Source organism: Dryocola boscaweniae (genome assembly GCF_025215095.1).
In the GTDB taxonomy this organism is placed as follows: domain Bacteria; phylum Pseudomonadota; class Gammaproteobacteria; order Enterobacterales; family Enterobacteriaceae; genus Dryocola; species Dryocola boscaweniae.
Map to the genome: position 1 here is coordinate 24,700 of NZ_JALHAP010000077.1, position 18,320 is coordinate 43,019.

Sequence of the window (18,320 nt, forward strand, 5' to 3'; positions counted from 1 at the left end):
GATTTTTGCCCATGGATAAGCACATGGGCAGCAATTTGTGATCAGTTCGACGCGATAATCAGATCGCTTGCTTTCTCTGCAATCATAATCGTCGGCGCATTGGTATTGGAGCTGACCAGGCTTGGCATCACCGAGGAGTCCACCACGCGCAGCCCCTCGATACCCCGGACGCGCAACTGCGTATCGACGACCGCCATCTCGTCGATTCCCATTTTGCAGGTTCCCACCGGGTGATAGCAGGTGCGCGCAAAATTGCGGATGTAGTTTTCCAGATCCTTGTCGCTTTGCGCCTCGCTGCCGGGCATATGCTCACGGCGAATATAGGGCGAGAACGCGCTTTGCTGCATGATATTGCGCATCAGCTTGCATCCCTCAATGGTCATTTTCAGATCGTAGGGATCGCTGAGATAATTGGGGTCAATAAGCGGGGCATCGCTGGAGTCTGCGGTTCGCAAAATCACCCGGCCACGGCTGCGCGGACGCAGAAAATAGCTGTTGATAGTGACGCCCGAACCGGAAGGCACCGGTTCGATACCGGCTTCTACGCCCGCGCCCGCCAGGAAATGGATTTGCGTATCCGGATTAACGGACTGCTTATCGGCATACCAGAACGCACCGCCTTCAACAATATTCGAACACACCGGCCCTTTGCGGAACAGCATATATTCCAGCCCGGCCCACAGCATCCAGTGCGTCTTTTTGTACTTGTCGTAGCTAAGGGCGTTGCTAAGTTCGAAGATCAGGTCGACGCCAAGATGGTCCTGCAGGTTCTCCCCAACGCCGGGCAGATCCACCGCCACCGAAATCCCTTTTTTCGTCAGCTCATCCGCCGCGCCAATGCCCGAAAGTTGCAGCAGCTTAGGCGAACCAATAGCGCCAGCGCTAACGATAACTTCGCGGCTGGCGTGCAGCAGCTGGCGCTTACCATCCTGATAAATCTCCACGCCAACGGCGCGATTGTTATCAATTATCAGACGTGAAATATGGCAGCCGGTTTTAATGGTGAGGTTACCGCGCCGGCCCGCGTCTTTAAGGTAACCCACCGCTGCAGAACAGCGGCGGGCGTTGCGGGTTGTGGTTTGATACAGGCCACAGCCAGCCTGCGTGGCGCCGTTGAAGTCAGGGTTATACGGCAGACCCGCCTGCTGACAGGCTTTGCTGAAGGTTTTGCTCATCAGATTGGCGCTGACCGGGCTGGAAACGCCCAGAGGTCCGCCCGAGCCGTGCCAGGCATCTGAAAAAGTATCGTTATCTTCGGATTTAATGAAATAGCGCTGAATATCGGCAAACGACCAGCCTTCGCAGCCTTCTTCCGCGGCCCAGCGATCGTAATCCGCGGGCGTGCCGCGGGTGAACACTTCGGCGTTGATTGAGCTGCCGCCTCCCAGCACGCGCCCCTGAGCAAACAGCAGTTCCCGGTTGCCAAGCTGAGGCTGGGATACGGTTTTATAACCCCAGGTCAGCGGCCCGGCGGTAAGTTTGCTAAAGCCGACGGGCAAATGGATATAAGGGTTGCTGTCTTTCGGGCCTGCCTCAACCAGCAATACCTTACAGTCGGCGTTTTCGCTTAAGCGTGACGCGAGAACGCTACCCGCCGAACCGCCGCCAATAATAATGAAGTCGTACATGTTTAATCCCCTGCCCAAAAATCATTCAGCGAGCCATTTGGCGCGCTTGCCTAACTGGATATGCACGGATTTAATTTCGGTATATTCATCAAGGCCGTAGCTGCCGCTTTCACGTCCGATGCCCGATTGCTTAAAGCCGCCGGAAGGCAGTTCAGGGCCGCCGGCGATAGTGGTATTCACCCACAGTCTGCCCGCTTTCAGATCGCGGAATCCCTGTACCGCTTTATCCAGATTGGAGGTCCAGACGCTGGCCGCCAGCCCGTAGCAGGTATCATTGGCGATCCTGATGGCCTCTTCATAGCTGTCAAAAGGCGTTACGCAAAGCACCGGACCGAAGATCTCTTCGCGGAAAACGGTCATCACCGGGGTAACATCATCAAAAATGGTGGGTTCGATAAACAGGCCTTTGTCTGTCTTAACCGCGCTGCCGCCGGTAAGCAGCTGGGCTCCCTCTTTTTTTCCCTGCTCGATATAGCCCAGCACGGTCTGGTAGTGTTTCTCGGTGATAATCGCGCCAATCTGCGTGCTTTCGTTTAGCGGGTCGCCGCTTTGCACTTTCTTCGCGCGTTCAACCAGCTTCCGGCAGAATTCCGCATGGATTGAACGTTCAACCAGCAAACGGCTGCCGCTTACGCAGCACTGTCCGGTGTTGAACAGGAAGCCAAATAACGTGCCGTCGAGGGCCGCGTCCATATCGGCATCAGCGAAAACGACCTGCGGGTTTTTGCCACCAAGCTCCAGCCCCAGGCGCTTAATGTTTTTTGCCGAAGCCTGCAGGGCCATCTGGCCGACGGCGGTGGAGCCGGTAAAGGACACCATATCGATGTCGCTATGCTCGGTGATGCGTTGACCCACTACCGAACCGCTGCCGGTAACGACGTTAAACACGCCGTCGGGCAGGCCCGCTTCTTTAAGAATACCCGCCAGCAGCAGCGTGGTGCCGGAGGTAATTTCGGCGGCTTTCGCCACCAGCGTACAGCCCGCCGCCAGAATATAGGGGTAACGCTCCGCGCCGATAAAGAAAGGGAAGTTCCACGGCGTAATAACGCCGACTACGCCGATGGGTTCGCGCGTAACCAGACCCAGCATATTGTCGCCGAGGTTATTAAAGCTGTCGCCGTTAACGCTGCGCGCCAGCCCGGCCGCATATTCCCAGATATCCGCCGCGCCCTGGATCTCGCCGCGGGACTGGGTAAGGGGCTTACCGGTTTCCAGCGTTTCGAGCAGCGCCAGCTCGGCCAGGTTCTCACGAATGAGCTGCGCGGTTTTCAGCATAACCGTTGCCCGTGCGCCGCCGCTGATACGTGACCATTTGCCGGAGTCAAAGGCTTCGCGGGCGGCTTTTACCGCGTCATCAACGTCTTCGGCGGTTCCGGCCGGATAGGTGCTAACCACAATATCGTGCGCCGGGCTTTTACGGACAAAATTCTCGCTGCTATGACCCTTGGTCCATTTGCCGTTGATGAACATCTGAAATTCACGTGCTTTTTCAGGCAGCAAAGGGTGGTTAACGTCTACATGATGAAATGTATTGCTCATAATCCTCTTTCCCATAGTTCATAGCATTCCTTACCGGTCGGTAAGAGCCTGTGCGTGTTAATGGTCATTCTGCGCGGTTTGTGCTGAAGGCTGGCAAGATAAAAAGAATGTTAGTTACTTTTATCCTACTGTTTTAAAACCATAAAAATAAATTTATATAACTATATAGTTACATATGTTAGCACGGTGTTTTTGCCTTGGATAAGGAATCGCCGTCCCTTGTAATGAAATTGTTAAGCGGCTTGCAGAAAGAATATTACGCAAAAATTTTTCTTGATTTCCGCCAATGAGTAAGGGTTAATCATCAGCCAGATCCGCAACCAAAATGATGTAATGATTAAATCAGCTTCTGAAAAAACACCACAGGTCCGCGACCCTATTGCGACACAAAACCGGATCCTGAAAGCAGCTAAACGAGAGTTCGCGCAAAAAGGGCTCGGCGGCGCACGTATTGACGTTGTTGCTGAAAAGTCGAAGTCAAATAAACGAATGATTTATCACTATTTTGGTAGCAAGGAGCAGCTTTTTCAGAAGGTCGTTGAAGACTCCTATCTTGATATTCGCGCCGCTGAAAAAAAATTAAATCTCGAAAGCCTGGAGCCGCAGGAAGCGGTCGAAACGCTGGTCAGATTTACCTGGAATTACTACCTGAAAAACCCGGAGTTTCTGACGCTAGTAAACAGCGAGAATCTTCATCGCGCCGTGCACCTGAAAAAATCGGTGGCGATTAAGTCCGCGCAGAAATCCATGGTGACGTTAATGCAGGGTATTCTTGAGCGCGGCGTTGAGCAGGGAGTTTTCAGAGCGGGTGTCGATCCTGAGCAACTGGTGATTACCATAGCGGCGGTAAATTATTATTACTTTAATAACAAATATACCGGCGCCATTTTGTTTGACCGCAATTTCATGGATGCGGATTCCCTGCAACAGCGCCTTGATTTCAACGTCGAAACGATAATGCGGATATTACAGCCCTGATACCCGCATTATCTTAACAATTCAGAGAGATACAGTGGCGGGGTGAATGACTTTTGGACTAAATTGCATACGCTGCAAAATGTCTTCTTCAAGATTAACCCCGCTGACCACCGCAATCAGCTCCACGCCTTCTTCCGTCAGTTTGAAAATGGCGCGTTCCGTAATATACAGCACTTCCTGCCCGCGTTTTATGGCCTCAGGCCCGCTGAAAGTGATATGTCGAACTTTCTGCACCAGCTTGGGGATCTGGCCGTGAGATTCGATTTGTAAACGGTCGCCCTGCTGGCAAACCTGCAAACCTTTTGCTTCGAAGGTGCCGCAGAAGACCACTTTTTTGGCTCCGCAGGTAATATCAATAAAGCCCCCTGGCCCGACGATGGTATCGCCAAGCTGCGAGACGTTCACGTTGCCTTCGGCGTCCATTTCGCCCATTCCCAAAAAGGTAATGTCCAGACCGCCACCGCAAAACAGATCGAACTGATCGAGAGAGCTGACGATGGCGTGCGGATATTTTGCCGCGCCGAACAGCGCGCCATCGAGAAGCTGGCCGTTATGAATGCCTTGCTCCACCATCTGCCAGCAGGAGCTTACCAGGGATTTTTCCGCCATCGCCGAGATGCCGCCGGGAATACCGAACCCGTAATTGACGCGCATATTGGGTTGCAGTTCACGCACCGCCAGCCCTGAAATCAGGCGGCGAATGCCTTCCACAGGTTCTTCGAGCGGATATTCATCCGGCGGCGCGACCTGACCGGAAATAGCCGGATCGTATTCGGCAAGATAGCTCTGCCACTGCGCAGGGCATTCCACGATATGGTCAATCATCACACCGGGTACCGTCACTTTACGGGCTGGCACAAAGTGTTCGCTGGCGGTCGATTTCACCTGAGCTATCACCATGCCGTTATTATTGTGCGCAGCTAACGCCACCGCGTAGGTATCCAGCTCGGCCGGCTCTTCGCTGGTGGAAATATTGGCGACTACATCCGCCTGTGAACCGTGAATCACCGCCACATCTACCTTGAACGGCTTGTAATGCAGCCAGGTTTTACCGTCGAGTTCGATGCGCGAAACGATATCTTCGCAGGTGATATCGTTGCACTTTCCGCCGCTGATAAGCGGATCGACAAAAGTCCCCAGGCCCACGCTTGAAATGACGCCCGGACGACCGGCGCCGCTTTCGCGATACAGCGTCATGATTATCCCGGTGGGTAAACAATAGGCTTCGATTTTGTTATCACGCGCCATTTTTTGTAGCTCGGATGACCAGGACCAGTGCCCGCCGATGACCCTTTTTACCAGCCCCGGGATAGCCAGACGCCCCAGGCCCGATCCCTTACCGTTGCCGATGCCTAAGGCATGAATAAGAGTGAGATTGCGGGGGTGTCCGGTTTCACGATAGCGCGTCGCGATGGCCGCCATGACATAGTCCGACTCCAGCAGACCACCTCCCGATCCGGTGAAGGCAACGGTTGAGTTATCTTTAATCAAAGCAACGGCTTGATCGACGCTTTTCAGTTTGCCATGCATTCTCGCTATCCTCTTTGTCATACACTACGCAATAAAGTAACTATTTAGTTACAATCGCAGAAAAGAAATAAAGGATCAACGTAATTAATGGCGCTTTGTTACCCAGATAACATTTTCACAACATTGTCTCTGTTATAACTATCTTGTTAGTTAATTAACGTCATCTTAACGCGGGAGCAAACAGATGGTTCCATCACAGAAAAATGCTTTTGGTCGTACAGATATTCAGGTCACCGCAATGGGCTACGGCGCCGCGCCGATTGGCAATATTTTTCGCCCCATCAGCGAGCAGGAATCAGAAAACATGATCCATCAGGCCTGGGACAGCGGCCTGCGCTATTTTGATACTGCGCCGATGTATGGCCATGGCCTGAGCGAAGCAAGGGTGGGGCACGGGCTGCGCTGGTATCCGCGTGATGAATATGTTTTGTCCACCAAAGTGGGTCGCCTGTTAAAACCTAAAAAACGCAGCGAGATCGACTCCGGGGTATGGGTCAACCCGCTGCCGTTTGAGGCGATTTTTGATTACTCTTATTCAGGAACTATGCGCTCCATTGAAGACAGCCTGCAGCGCATGGCGCTGGAGCATATCGATATCGCCTTTATTCACGACTGCGATTTTTATACCCACGGCGATAAGCAGCCGCACTATTTTCGTCAGGCAATGGAAGGCGCATGGCGTGCGCTGGCGCAGCTGCGGGCTGAAGGCGTTATTAAAGCCGTAGGAATGGGCGTCAACGAATGGGAAGTGTGCCATGCGGCGCTGAAGGAAGCCGATTTTGACTGCTTCCTGCTGGCCGGACGCTATACATTGCTGGAGCAGGAGGCATTAAAAGCGTTCCTGCCGCTGTGTGAAGAGCGCAATGCGGCGGTGGTTATCGGCGGTGGGTTTAACAGCGGCATCCTTGCCACCGGCGCCGTTGAGAACGCCAAATATAACTATGGCCCGGCCAGTAAAGCGATTCTGGAAAAGGTCAGAAAAATTGAAAACGTCTGTCGTGATTATCATGTAAGCCTGCCGGCGGCGGCGCTGCAGTTCGTTCTGGCCCATCCGGCTGTGCCGACCATCGTTCCCGGCACCCGTAACGTTGCGCAGCTGGAAAACTGCCTGGAGTGGATTGCCGCGCCGATCCCGGATGATTTCTGGCGATCGCTACAAAAGCAGGGGCTGCTTGATGAGGGCGCACCGACGCCGGCGGACCGGCAAGCCTGAGGAAAGATGCCATATAAAAAAGGTGCTCTTAAAGAGCACCTTTTTGCTTCTGCAGCAGCTTAAACGTCAGCTAAGGCTTCACTGCTGCGCGATTCGTAGCTGAATTTTTAGATGCTGCGGATTAGCGAACAGGGAGGAAAAGACCTGCTGAATATCTTCCAGCTGGTGGACTGCTTCGCAGAAGGGGGAGGTGATAAAGCGCTGGTGCGTCAGTAAATGCAGCGCCTGGTGCATATCTTCCCCCATCCCGGCCACGCTGCCCTGAATCATTTGCTCCTGCAAAATAATCTCCAGCGGTTTAATGGCGATTTCAGTTTCGGCATCCGTCAGACCAAAGGCCAGCAGTCGTCCCCCGGGGCGCATAAAAGTCAGCGCTTGTTTATACAGCTCAGGATGCCCGACGCTTTCAATAACCACGTCGGCGCCGCGGCCTTCGGTGAACTGTTTTATCTGCTCCAGCGCGCGCTCCGGTTCAGTGATGACTTTATCGGCGCCGCACCGTCTGGCCAGTTCAGCCCGCTGGGGATTCAGTTCAACGGCGATAACGGGTGCGGCGCCCAGCAAACGCGCCATTTGAATATGCATATTGCCGACCGGTCCTGCGCCAATCACCACCACCGACTCGGCGATCTTAAGGCCAATTTTTTTACTGGCGCGAACCACGCAGGAGAAGGGTTCCGTCAGACAGGCAATGTTATCCGGGATAGCGTCGCCAAACGGAATCACCAGGCGGGCCGGGACGGCAACATACTCCGCAAAGGCGCCGTTGGTATGAATACCAAGCTGCCTGATCTCCGGGCAGTTCAGCAGCTCGTTTCGGCGACAGTAAAAGCAGTGTCCGCAGCCGATATTGATATCGGCGATAACGCGCTGCCCCGGCGTCAGGGTAGAGACATTGCGGCCAACGGCAAGGATTTCTCCGGTAAACTCATGGCCGGGAATTAACGGCAGCTTATCCCGGGAATAATGGCCGTTATAAATATGAACATCCGTACCGCAGATGGAACATTGGGTGACGCGAATTAGCACCTCATCGTCGCCATAGGCGGGAACGGGAACCTGCTGTATCTCGAATTTTTTGGGCGCCGTCAGCACCGCTGCTTTCATTAACTCAGGAATCATGGCCAGCTCTCGGTTATTTAACGGTGGAAATTTTTGAGCGATCGATGGTCATGGCGATAGCCGCAATCATCAGCGCGCCGAAGAAAATTTGCTGCGCCTGCGCTTCAACGTTCAGGTAGGTCATGCTGGTGCGAATAACGGCCACGATCAGCGTGCCGATAAGCGTGCTCACTACGCCGCCTACGCCGCCGGTCAGAGGCGTTCCGCCCAGCAGCACTGCGACAATCGCCGGTAACAGGAACTGGTCGGCCATAGTCGGCGACGCGCCGGAAAGGCGGGTCGCCAGCAGTACCCCGGCGGCGGCGGAAAAGGCACCAGCAATAGCGAAAGTGACAATCTTTACTTTCACTACCTTTACGCCGCTGGCGAGCGCGGCGGATTCGCCAGAGCCAACCGCTTTCATATGGCGTCCCAGCGCGGTTCTTCTTTCCATCAGCAATGCCACCAGCAGCAGCGCGGCGGCAATAATGATTTCTGCAGGCAGGGTAAAGACGGTGGTCGTCATCCAACCCACCGTTTTGCTGTGGATATCTCCGGGAATATAAAACGCGCGCTGCCCGGAAATAACCTGTCCGGTAGCATAGGCAATCCCCCCGACGGCTAAGGTGGTAATAAAGGAGGATATTTTAAAACGGGTATGAACCCAGCCGGAGATCGCGCCGAACAGCGCGCCGATGGCCAGCGTGAGCGGAATAGCCAGCACGCCAATTTGCGAAAGCAAAATAACCAGCACTACCGTTGACATGCTGGCAATAGACTGCGCGGAGAGGTCGATACCGCCAATATAAATAACAAAGGTCATCCCCAGCGCCATAATAAATAGTGTAGAGGCGTCCTGCAGCAGCTGGAAGAGATTACCAGGTTTAAGGAAGTCCGGGTTATAGAGGCTGACTAAGGCCACCAACACTACCAGGGTCAGTATGGGTAAATAACGTGTGATTTTTTCACGCGCCGTTAATTGAGGTCGTTTCGGGCTGCCGGGATTATTTATCGCAGACAGCGCTAATGAATCAGTTCGGGTGATTTTCATGGAAATATGCCTCAATAACCTAGACGAAATGCTGTAATAATTCATATTGCTCCGGACGCTTTTGTTCACAGCCGGTAAACTGATGCATCAGCCGCCCATCTTTAAAAATAGCGATGGTATGGGCAAGACCAATGGCCTCTTCCAGCGAGTCGGCTATCAGGATCACGCCGCATTGCTCATCGGTGAAATCGCGTACCAGGTCATAGACATCCTCTTTAGCGCCGATATCAAGGCCGCGGGTCGGGTGGTCTAGCAAAATGATTTTTGCTCCGGCGGTTCTCCATTTAGCCAGCACCACTTTTTGCTGGTTGCCGCCGGAAAGCTTGCTGCACTGCGTATCGATATTGGCGGTTTTGATCGACAGCTTTTTAACCCACTCGTTGGCCAGCCTGCGCTCGTTGTGCACCTGCAACAGACCGGAGGAGGAGTAGTCCTGCAGGTTTGCCAGGGTAATGTTCTCCACCACCGACATGCCTTCAACAATGCCTTCGATTTTGCGCTCGCGGGGGATATAGCCCACGCCCTCAGCGATGCTGTAGGTTGGATTAAATTTATTTACCGGCCTTCCGTTGAGGATGACTTTCCCCTGATCCGGCTGCATCAGACCAAAAACAGAGCGGATAATCTCCTCGGTGCCAGCCCCTTCGGTGCCGACCAGCGCCAGCACTTCGCCTGCATGTAAGGCGAGCGAGACATTCTGATAATGCCCCGACAGCGAAATATTTTTTAACTCGACCAGCGCGATTTCTTTATTAATACCGTGCTTACGATGCTCCCGATAATAGCGTTCATCTATGTCGCGACCGACCATCTGACGCTGAATGCTGTTCACATCAAACTGGTCGCGGGCGACCATATCCATTATTTGTCCATCCTTCATTACGTAGATCCGATCGGAAAGCGCCATCACTTCATCCATGCGGTGCGAGACGAAAATAAAAGAGGCGCGGTTTTTTAATTCCCTGACCAACTCAAACAGCAGCTCTATCTCTTGGGCGGGCAATACTGACGTCGGCTCATCGAGTAAAATAATTAAATGACCGCTGCTTCTTTCCTCAAGCGTCAATACTTTCGCCAGCTCAACCAGCTGGCGCTGGGTAAACGAAAGCTCGGAGGTGATAGTTTTCGGGTCGATATCAAGCTTGACCTTCGCCAGCTGCTTTTTGGCGGCGGCGGCCATTTTTTTCCAGTTGATGACGCCAAGTTTTTTAAACGGCTTTTCGAATCCGAGGAATATATTTTCCATCACGCTAAGATTGGAAATAAGCGACTGCTCCTGAAATACCATCCCAATGCCGTTCATCATCGCATCGCGCGGCGAGCGGAATACCACCGGTTTGCCGTTGATCAGCACTTCACCTTTATCGTGCTGATAGGCGCCGTAAATAATTTTCATCAGGGTGGATTTTCCGGCGCCGTTTTCGCCCACTAATCCGACTATTTCTCCCGGCTTAATAGTCAGGTTGATATCCTGTAAAGCCAGGACACCCGGAAACGATTTACCAACATTTTTGAATTCAAGCATAATCGTCACTTCACTATTTGCAGACGTTTACGATTGGTGACCAGCGCCACCGAGATAATAACTAACGCGCCTAAAACGCCCTGTTGGATATAGGTCGGGAAGCCGACCAGCACCATGCCGTTGTTGATAACGTTGATGATGAGTACGCCAATCAGGCTTTGCCATACACCGCCGTTGCCGCCCATTAGAGAGGTGCCGCCGACCACCACGGAAGTGATGGCGATAAAGGTATAACCGTCGCCCAGATTGCTGGCGACAGACCCTAAACGGGCGACCGCAAATACCGCGCCCAGCCCGTAGAACACGCCGGCAAGGGCAAAGCCGAGTACGCGAATGCGTTTCACTGATAAACCTGAGGCATAGGCCAGATGTTCACCGCCGCCGACCGCATAAAAATTACGCCCCAGCGCGGTATAGCTTTGAATAAACCAGGCAAACAGTAGGGCCGCGGCGGCGAGATAGACCATAAGCGGGAAGTCGAAAATACGCTCCGTCAACAGCAGTCTGAATACCGGGTCGGGAAGGGGAATACGTTCCCCTTTAGTGATGACCATAGTGACGCCAATTAAGCTAAAGCCAACCCCGAGGCTGACCAGAAACGAAGGGATTTTAAGCTTAACGTGGATAAGACCATTTATTAGCCCGCAGGCGGCTGAAATAATAATGGCGGCCGGAATAGCAAAATAACCTAATTCGCTAAAGCCGCCCAGCTTCACCATAATGATTGCCAGCATGGAGCCGCAAAAAGCCATAATGCCTTCAATGGAAAGGTCGATCGAGCCCATAATAATGATAAACGTCACCCCGATGGCAATCATCAACGGGGCGGCGCTGGCGGTCAGTAAACGCGAGAAATTTCGTACGGATAAAAACCCGGGATAAATAATGCTGATAATGGCGCAAAGCAGCAGCAATACTATTAACGGCGCCCATTTACGCAAAAGCTCTTTATAGCTTGATTGTGATGACATATTCGACCTTCACGAATTGTATTTATAACGCCTTCACGGAAAATATTCGGTTAAGGGCAAAACTATAATTTGCGATACTGGACAGGGCCCTTTGATTCTTGCCAGAAATTATTCCAGTCGACCGTGGGGGTATTAACAATATTTTCCTGATACCACTTCTGCGCATCGTCTTTGGTAATCATGATCGTCGGACCATAAAACTCGCGATGCTCATGGGGTTCAGCGGAAGGCTTGAAGCTGCCAATAGCCGCGTGGTGCGCCAGCGAAAGCGCAATGCCGCCAGCCCAGTACGGGTCGGTGCTGACGGTGCACAGAATTTCCCCGCTGATGCACAGCTTGACCGCGTCCGGCGTGCCATCGTAGGAAACTATTGGGATTTGTCCCGCCAGACCTTCTGCGCGCAGGGCTTCGATAATGCCAAGCGTCATGCTGTCGTTAGATGAGAAGATGCCTTTGATATCATCCCCGAAGCGGGTGAGCATCGTAGACATCATGTCGTTGGCTTTCGAGGTGCTCCAGTCCGCGTCCTGCCAGTCCAGCAGTTTGATATCCGGGTTTTCTTTCAGCTTATGCATCAGCGCTGCCTTACGTTCAATCGCCGGCACGTTTGATGCAATTCCACCTAATCCGACGATGCCGCCTTTTTTACCCATCGCGTCAAACAGCAACTGCGCGCATTGCTGCGCCGGTTCGAAATCGGACCAGCTGATGTGGGCGACGTAATTGTCGCCAAAGTCCCAGGGATGCAGATCGTCGGTTTTATTCCAGATAGTGGTAATAAAAGCGCCGCGCTGTTGGCAGGCGGTGACCACTGCCCGCGCGTTAGGGGCGTCGTTAGGATCGCAGCCGATGGCCAGCCGCCCCTCGGTTTTGGACAGCAGCGCCTTAATATCCGAGAGAACTTTCTCGTTATTGCCGCCGTTAATCAGGCTCACCATCGGTGAGTTTTGCGTCTTCGCATAGGATTGTCCGCCCGCTGCGATGGCGTTCCAGTAAGAGTTGTCAGGGTCACGATATCCCCAGGCCAGGGTAAAATTGCCCCCTTCAGCCGCCATCGCTTTAGAGAAAGGGCTGATAAGTGGCATCGCCGCCATGCTGCCGATGCCAAGGGCGCTTTTCAGCAGGAATTCACGTCGGCTAATCACGCTTTGTTCAACGAATTTTTTAATAAATGACATAGCGATATTTCCTGTCTTTTAGGGTTTCGGGGGTAAGGGATCGGGTAAATTGCGCTTAACATGTAAATAACTAATTACTTACAAATTGATGATATATCACCCAGGTTAACCGTTGGCAATTGAACGAATTAAGGGTTTTTTACCGGTCGTTTTTTTATCCCGAAATCCGGTTAACAGGTTGTTTTTATTTATTATTTTAAGGGGCTCTCAGTGCGGTTTTATAAAAGGTTGCTCGTATGCGGTTTTAGCATTTTTTTATTTTAACTTTATGATTTAAATGTATTTAAGCTTAGTTTTTATCGCCCGCCTGTTTTGCTTACGTTTGGGATATCAGTCACAAAGATCTTGCCGCCGATCGCGTGGCTGGCCATATGGCAATACGCAGATCCCATATTTGGAGTTTGTAAGTAACTATTTATTTACAATCGTCGATCGGTGTCGCTATGATTTCTTCACATTCTCAATCAGCAGTGGAACGAAAAAATGACGGTTAATACACGACAGGTTGCGTTTATCACCGGCGGGGCTCGCGGTATTGGTTTTGAAATCGCCGCGAAGCTGGCGCAGGCTGGCTTTCATATTGCTTTGAATGATTATCAGGATTCCGCGGCGTTACGCGCGTCCGTAGAGCGGCTTACCGGCTGGGGCGTCAAAGCGGTTGCCGTGCCAGGAGACGTTGCGGATATCAGCCAGCACGACAGGATGCTGGCGCAGGCTGAAGAAGCGCTGGGTTCGTTGACGACTTTCGTTAATAACGCCGGGGTGTCGGTGACCAGCCGCGGTGATTTACTTGATGTCACGCCGGAAAGCTACGACCGCTGTCAGGCGGTTAACGCCCGCGCTACGTTCTTCCTGTGCCAGGCCTTTGCCAGACGCCTGCTCTCCCGCACCTGCGATCCTGACCTACATTACAGCCTTATCGTGGTCTCTTCATCAAACGCCTCGGCGGCTTCGATCAATCGCGGCGAGTACTGCGTGTCCAAAGCCGCGGCCGCCATGGTGGCGAAACTATTCGCAGCGCGTCTCGCCGAAGCAGGGGCGCAGGTTTTTGATATCCAGCCGGGGCTTATCGTGACGGAAATGACGCAGCCTTCGCTGGAAATGTACCAAAAACGCGTGGATGAAGGGTTAACCCTGCTGCCGAAGCTTGGTACGCCAGGCCAGATTGGCACGATAGTCACCACCCTTGCCAGCGGCGGCATGCCCTACTTAACCGGTCAGGTGATTAGCGCCGATGGCGGCATGTTGATCCCCCGTTTCTGAATTTAGGCAGGTGAATAAATCATGAAAATCATTATTGCCCCGGACTCATTTAAAGAGAGTCTGTCAGCCAGCGCCGTGGCTGACGCTATCGAGCGGGGACTCCTTCGGGCCATACCCGACGCGGAGTGCCTGAAATTACCGATAGCCGACGGCGGAGAAGGGACGGTCGACGCTCTGGTTAACGCTACTGCCGGAAAGCTCGTTTCCGTACCGGTGACCGGTCCAATGGGAGCCCCGGTTAACGGGTTTTATGGTCTGCTGGGCGATGGAAACACGGCCGTTATTGAGGTCGCCGCCGCCTGTGGACTACAGTGGGTGGCGCCAGCAGATCGCGATCCGCTGCTCGCTACCAGCTATGGAGTTGGGGAGCTTATCAGGGCCGCGCTGGATCGCGGCGTCAACAAAATCATTATCGGGCTTGGCGGCAGCGCTGTTAATGACTGCGGCATCGGCATGCTGCAGGCGCTTGGCTGCCGCTGTACGACAGCCGTGGGCGAAGAAGTGCCCTGGGGCGCGGGTGGCCTTGACTATCTGGCTGCTATTGATATTTCCGACCTCGATCCGAGATTAGCGCAGGTTTCGCTGCTACTGGCCTGTGATGTGAACAATCCTTTGCTCGGCGAACAGGGCGCCACCGCGATTTTTGGCCCACAAAAGGGCGTAACCGGGCAGACGGCGGCACGGATTGAAAGCAACCTGGCCCGGGTCGCCAGCATTCTCAAAAAGCAGTCCGGGAATGATATCGCCGGTTTGCAAGGCGGCGGCGCGGCTGGCGGGATGGGCGCCACGCTGCAGGGCGTGCTGAAGGCCGAAATGTACAGCGGTATTGATATCGTACTCGATACCCTGCATTTCGATGCGTTAGTGCGGGAGGCTGACCTGGTAATCACTGGCGAAGGGCGTCTTGATGCCCAGACCAGCAGCGGTAAAGGACCTGCCGGGGTTATCAGCCGCGCTCATGCGCAGGGCTGTCCGAGTATCGCGCTCGCCGGTTCGCTCGGCAGCGGTTATGAATCATTGCATGAGCTTGGTTTAAACTCGGCGTTTTCGCTGGTTCCCGGCGTTATCTCTTATGAACGCGCGCTGCGTGAAGCCGCAACGCTGCTGGAGTCGGCTGCATTTAATATTGCTTCGCTCTGGCGTCTGGCCGCGAGTCAGCCTGTTCGTCGTTAAACCGAATCCTTTGCGGAAATAAAAATGAATATCCTTTATCGGGCAGAGTTTATCCGTGGCTTTGGCACCTATAAGCTGCGGAACGAAGCGTTAACATCTGCATTAGAATATGCGCTGGAGATTGGCTACAGGGCGATTGATACGGCGCAGATGTATAATAACGAACGGGAAATTGGCCGGGTGCTAAGCCGTTATCCTGTCGCGCGCGGCGAGCTTTGCATCACGACGAAAGTGCTGTCTGCGAATTACCATAACAGCCTCTTTATGGCTTCGGTCGAGCAAAGCCTGCAGGCGCTTAACCTTGAGCAGGTTGATGTTTTGCTGCTCCATAGCCCGCCCAAAAAAGATTTTGACGCAACGCTGCGTTTGCTTGAACAGGCGCAGAAGTATGGCCTGACAAAGCACATCGGCTTGAGTAATTTCTCGCCTGTACAGATGGCGCAGGCGCGAGGAGCGATCGCCACGCCGTTAATCGTAAATCAGGTGGAGCTTCATCCTTTACTGGATCAAAGCGAGTTGCTGAAGGCCGCGGTCGAAACGAACATTCCCCTTTCATCCTATTGTTCGATAGCCCGTGGAGAAGCGCTGCAATATCCGCTTATTCAGACGCTGGCTAAACGCTATGCTAAAACGCCAGCGCAGATTATTCTGCGCTGGATTTTGCAGTCGGGCATACAGTCAAACACCATGTCGTCTAATCCGGAACGCATTAAGGATAACTTTGCTATTCTCGATTTCAATCTGTCCCATATTGATATGCAGCAGATTAGCGAATTAAAAAGCGCCAATTATCGCGTGGTCGCGCTGTAATCTATTTTTAATAAACCAGCAAGCTTTCACAGCGTACCGGAGAAGAGGATAACCGTCTCTTCTCCGGTTTTTTTTACTTAGATAAATTTATTATACCTTTCGTTGTCTGACGGCCAAGGCGTGAAACCTTATTATTTCCCCACAGATCCTGATAAGCGAAACCGGTAATATCCTCAAGGATGCGCTGGTTTTCTTTGCTGACCGGCGCTATTGGTCCACCAACCAGACGCATTCTGTCGCACTCCTGGCGCAAAACCGCGTGCGTTTTGATATTAAGCGTGAAGCTGCGCGAAACCAGATAACCGGCCGCTAACAGCAGCGTGGTGCCAAGGCTAAGCACCGCCAGGATAACATAATGCACTGATTCCGGTTGATGAGGCTGACCGGGGTTAAAATGCGCCAGCTGCAGCAGAACGCCAACGATCATGACCGCAACCGCCTGTGAAGCTTTGCGCGTCATGGTCATTACGCCTGCGAAAATCCCTTCACGCCGCAAACCGGTAATAGCTTCATCGACATCGGCCATATAGGTGTAGGTGTTCCATGGAATGTAGTTGATTCCGCCTCGCCCGAAGCCCGCTACCGCGGACACCAGCATCAACACGGCAATATGAGTGAAATCGCCCAGCCATAAAAAACCGTAGGTAAGACAGGCTAGCGCAAAAAAACCAACCGCAAGACGATAGGCGGGCGCAGGACCCCAGTGAATACAAAGCGGGATCATGGACAGCACGGCAATCAGTTGCATGATGGACATTATGCCCAGCAGTTCCGAGGAGACGGTGGCGGTCTGGAAGAGGACATAAATAACGTAATAGGTAAAAACGGCGTTAAATACATCCTGGGCGATAAACCCGCCGAGATACATGCCCAGATGGGTGCGGAATGCTTTAACCTTCAGCGTTGACAGCGCATCGCTGAAAAATCTCTTCAGTAAAGAACCTGACGCGGCAGCCGGTTCCTGCTCTTCGGATGGGCGTTCTCTTTCCCAGGTATTGCAATAAACCACAGTGAGCGCGACCGCGCAGATGACGGCAATCACCAGTCCGGCATAGAAAAACGCATCGGGATTATCTTTTCCGTACCAGCCAAAGAACATGGCGGGCAGGTACGCCGTGATGATGTAAGATAGCTGGGCGAAGGAAATTCTTGCGCCCGAGAAACGCGTCTTCTTTTTGAAATCGTCGGTCATTTCCGGAACCAGCGTCTCGTAAGGCACCAGCACCATGCTGTAGACCAGCTCGAAAACCAGATAGGTCAGCAAATAATAGAGATAGCCCATATCGCTGACCCAGATAAAGCAGTAGGAAAATACTGCTGGAATACCTAATAAAATAAAGAACTTCCGGCGGCCAAACTTTTTCCCCATCAGGGTATGACCGAAGTTGTCGGTAAGGTAGCCCATTAACGGGCTGGCGATGGCGTCAAAAACGCGCGCGATGGCGAAGATCGATGCGGCTTCAACCGCGCTTAAATGACAAAAATTAGTATAAAAAAACAGTAGCCATGCGCCGGTTAGCGCCGTCGTTCCCATACCAAAAAAGTCGCCTGAACCGTAGGTGAGATAGTGTCTTAACGTAATTTTTCTTGCCATGATATACGCCTGTTATCTGAGTAACGAGTCGCAGTACCCTAGTTCATGTATTATATAAAGTAACAAACTTGTTAGTTACTTTTGATCATGGATCACATTTTGTTAACGTGTTATCAAAGTCCAGGATGACAGCGGCCTGCTACAAAAAAACGGTTTCAAGCGCTTCACGAACGGGCTAGACGTATCTTTAGGGAGGCCCTCAAATTTCTATTGGTATCAGAACGCGGCGAGCGGTTCAGATGGGGGGCAATAGGCAGGGGAAGGGATTTAAAACGAAAAAAGCAGACGCCCGTGGACGTCTGCTTTTTCAAATATGGCTCCTCTGACTGGGATCGCCTTTGCCTATAACTGGCTAATAAGTAAGCTAAACCTGAATTCCTTTTCTGTCAAGACCACCAAACTGACCACCAATAGTTATTGGTTATTTAAAGCAGGTTTAAACACTTCGCTTCATGTGTTGATGGTTCTACGATGTTCTCTGCAAAGGAAGGATAGCTAGAACGAGCATCAAAAAGTTGGCTCGAAGCGAAATTCTGTCCAAAGACCTCGAACAGCCTACTCTGTGCCAAAAGCAGACGCTCAGCAGATTTTCTAGGTTCTCTGGCTCAGACTTAACCCTGCAGCCAACCTTGTATACAAAACTGTAGAATGCTAGGAAGTGGCGCAATGCCATGCTATGCGTTAGTGTAAGGAGTAATAGATTGCGAAACTGGATATGACGACGCTTCCGAAACTCTATTAAAAAGCCGTTTTACGTTAAAACTTC

Annotated in this window: 14 protein-coding genes; 5 read left to right on the forward strand and 9 right to left on the reverse strand. The window is 52.5% G+C overall.

Annotation, left to right across the window (positions count from 1 at the left end):
• Positions 1–41 precede the first annotated feature (41 nt).
• Both MUA00_RS09720 and MUA00_RS09725 read right to left on the reverse strand, forming a co-directional pair.
• Complete coding sequence (locus tag MUA00_RS09720) at positions 42–1,628, reverse strand: GMC family oxidoreductase (RefSeq protein WP_271123073.1); 1,587 nt, start codon at positions 1,626–1,628, stop codon at positions 42–44.
• Between the two features lie 21 nt (positions 1,629–1,649).
• Positions 1,650–3,167 carry an aldehyde dehydrogenase family protein gene (locus MUA00_RS09725; RefSeq protein WP_271123072.1) on the reverse strand — a complete coding sequence of 506 codons (1,518 nt, stop codon included), beginning with the start codon at positions 3,165–3,167 and terminating at the stop codon, positions 1,650–1,652.
• A gap of 333 nt (positions 3,168–3,500) precedes the next feature.
• On the opposite strand from MUA00_RS09725, the gene MUA00_RS09730 reads away from it, so the two are divergent.
• Positions 3,501–4,145 (forward strand): TetR/AcrR family transcriptional regulator, encoded by a 645-nt coding sequence (locus MUA00_RS09730; RefSeq protein ID WP_271123071.1) that lies wholly within the window; start codon positions 3,501–3,503, stop codon positions 4,143–4,145.
• Between the two features lie 21 nt (positions 4,146–4,166).
• Here the strand turns inward: MUA00_RS09730 and MUA00_RS09735 are convergent, their stop codons facing one another.
• Positions 4,167–5,675, reverse strand: a complete 1,509-nt coding sequence (locus tag MUA00_RS09735) for an acyl CoA:acetate/3-ketoacid CoA transferase (RefSeq protein ID WP_271123070.1) — start codon at positions 5,673–5,675, stop codon at positions 4,167–4,169.
• A 184-nt stretch (positions 5,676–5,859) separates the two neighbouring features.
• On the opposite strand from MUA00_RS09735, the gene MUA00_RS09740 reads away from it, so the two are divergent.
• Entirely contained in the window at positions 5,860–6,888 is a 1,029-nt protein-coding gene (locus MUA00_RS09740) for an aldo/keto reductase (protein ID WP_271123069.1), read from the forward strand.
• Positions 6,889–6,966: 78 nt separating this feature from the next.
• Here MUA00_RS09740 and MUA00_RS09745 read toward each other — a convergent pair whose 3' ends face one another.
• The 5 genes from MUA00_RS09745 to MUA00_RS09765 form a co-directional block, all read right to left on the reverse strand.
• Positions 6,967–8,010, reverse strand: coding sequence for a zinc-dependent alcohol dehydrogenase (locus MUA00_RS09745; RefSeq protein WP_271123068.1), 1,044 nt, complete (start codon positions 8,008–8,010; stop codon positions 6,967–6,969).
• A gap of 13 nt (positions 8,011–8,023) precedes the next feature.
• On the reverse strand, positions 8,024–9,040 hold the full coding sequence (locus tag MUA00_RS09750) for an ABC transporter permease (protein WP_271123067.1): 1,017 nt from the start codon (positions 9,038–9,040) through the stop codon (positions 8,024–8,026).
• Positions 9,041–9,059: 19 nt separating this feature from the next.
• On the reverse strand, positions 9,060–10,565 hold the full coding sequence (locus MUA00_RS09755) for a sugar ABC transporter ATP-binding protein (RefSeq protein WP_271123066.1): 1,506 nt from the start codon (positions 10,563–10,565) through the stop codon (positions 9,060–9,062).
• Positions 10,566–10,570: 5 nt separating this feature from the next.
• Positions 10,571–11,536, reverse strand: coding sequence for an ABC transporter permease (locus MUA00_RS09760; RefSeq protein ID WP_271123065.1), 966 nt, complete (start codon positions 11,534–11,536; stop codon positions 10,571–10,573).
• 62 nt (positions 11,537–11,598) lie between these two features.
• Positions 11,599–12,714 carry a sugar ABC transporter substrate-binding protein gene (locus MUA00_RS09765; RefSeq protein WP_271123064.1) on the reverse strand — a complete coding sequence of 372 codons (1,116 nt, stop codon included), beginning with the start codon at positions 12,712–12,714 and terminating at the stop codon, positions 11,599–11,601.
• A 483-nt stretch (positions 12,715–13,197) separates the two neighbouring features.
• Here MUA00_RS09765 and MUA00_RS09770 point away from each other — a divergent pair, with 483 nt between their 5' ends.
• From MUA00_RS09770 to MUA00_RS09780, 3 genes are read left to right on the forward strand one after another with little or no spacing between them, the layout of a single operon-like run.
• Positions 13,198–13,977 (forward strand): 3-ketoacyl-ACP reductase, encoded by a 780-nt coding sequence (locus tag MUA00_RS09770; RefSeq protein ID WP_271123063.1) that lies wholly within the window; start codon positions 13,198–13,200, stop codon positions 13,975–13,977.
• A 21-nt stretch (positions 13,978–13,998) separates the two neighbouring features.
• On the forward strand, positions 13,999–15,150 hold the full coding sequence (locus MUA00_RS09775; RefSeq protein WP_271123062.1) for a glycerate kinase: 1,152 nt from the start codon (positions 13,999–14,001) through the stop codon (positions 15,148–15,150).
• A 24-nt stretch (positions 15,151–15,174) separates the two neighbouring features.
• Positions 15,175–15,960, forward strand: a complete 786-nt coding sequence (locus MUA00_RS09780; protein ID WP_271123061.1) for an aldo/keto reductase — start codon at positions 15,175–15,177, stop codon at positions 15,958–15,960.
• 73 nt (positions 15,961–16,033) lie between these two features.
• On the opposite strand, the gene MUA00_RS09785 is transcribed toward MUA00_RS09780, so the two are convergent.
• Positions 16,034–17,554 carry an MFS transporter gene (locus MUA00_RS09785; RefSeq protein WP_271123060.1) on the reverse strand — a complete coding sequence of 507 codons (1,521 nt, stop codon included), beginning with the start codon at positions 17,552–17,554 and terminating at the stop codon, positions 16,034–16,036.
• Positions 17,555–18,320: the final 766 nt, after the last annotated feature.

Coding starts and splice junctions, on each gene's coding strand:
- MUA00_RS09780 (WP_271123061.1), top strand. CDS start 15,175: ATGAATATCCTTTATCGGGCAGAGTTTATCCGTGGCTTTGGCACCTAT.
- MUA00_RS09720 (WP_271123073.1), bottom strand. CDS start 1,628: ATGTACGACTTCATTATTATTGGCGGCGGTTCGGCGGGTAGCGTTCTC.
- MUA00_RS09765 (WP_271123064.1), bottom strand. CDS start 12,714: ATGTCATTTATTAAAAAATTCGTTGAACAAAGCGTGATTAGCCGACGT.
- MUA00_RS09775 (WP_271123062.1), top strand. CDS start 13,999: ATGAAAATCATTATTGCCCCGGACTCATTTAAAGAGAGTCTGTCAGCC.
- MUA00_RS09760 (WP_271123065.1), bottom strand. CDS start 11,536: ATGTCATCACAATCAAGCTATAAAGAGCTTTTGCGTAAATGGGCGCCG.
- MUA00_RS09785 (WP_271123060.1), bottom strand. CDS start 17,554: ATGGCAAGAAAAATTACGTTAAGACACTATCTCACCTACGGTTCAGGC.
- MUA00_RS09740 (WP_271123069.1), top strand. CDS start 5,860: ATGGTTCCATCACAGAAAAATGCTTTTGGTCGTACAGATATTCAGGTC.
- MUA00_RS09725 (WP_271123072.1), bottom strand. CDS start 3,167: ATGAGCAATACATTTCATCATGTAGACGTTAACCACCCTTTGCTGCCT.
- MUA00_RS09745 (WP_271123068.1), bottom strand. CDS start 8,010: ATGATTCCTGAGTTAATGAAAGCAGCGGTGCTGACGGCGCCCAAAAAA.
- MUA00_RS09750 (WP_271123067.1), bottom strand. CDS start 9,040: ATGAAAATCACCCGAACTGATTCATTAGCGCTGTCTGCGATAAATAAT.
- MUA00_RS09730 (WP_271123071.1), top strand. CDS start 3,501: ATGATTAAATCAGCTTCTGAAAAAACACCACAGGTCCGCGACCCTATT.
- MUA00_RS09770 (WP_271123063.1), top strand. CDS start 13,198: ATGACGGTTAATACACGACAGGTTGCGTTTATCACCGGCGGGGCTCGC.
- MUA00_RS09735 (WP_271123070.1), bottom strand. CDS start 5,675: ATGCATGGCAAACTGAAAAGCGTCGATCAAGCCGTTGCTTTGATTAAA.
- MUA00_RS09755 (WP_271123066.1), bottom strand. CDS start 10,565: ATGCTTGAATTCAAAAATGTTGGTAAATCGTTTCCGGGTGTCCTGGCT.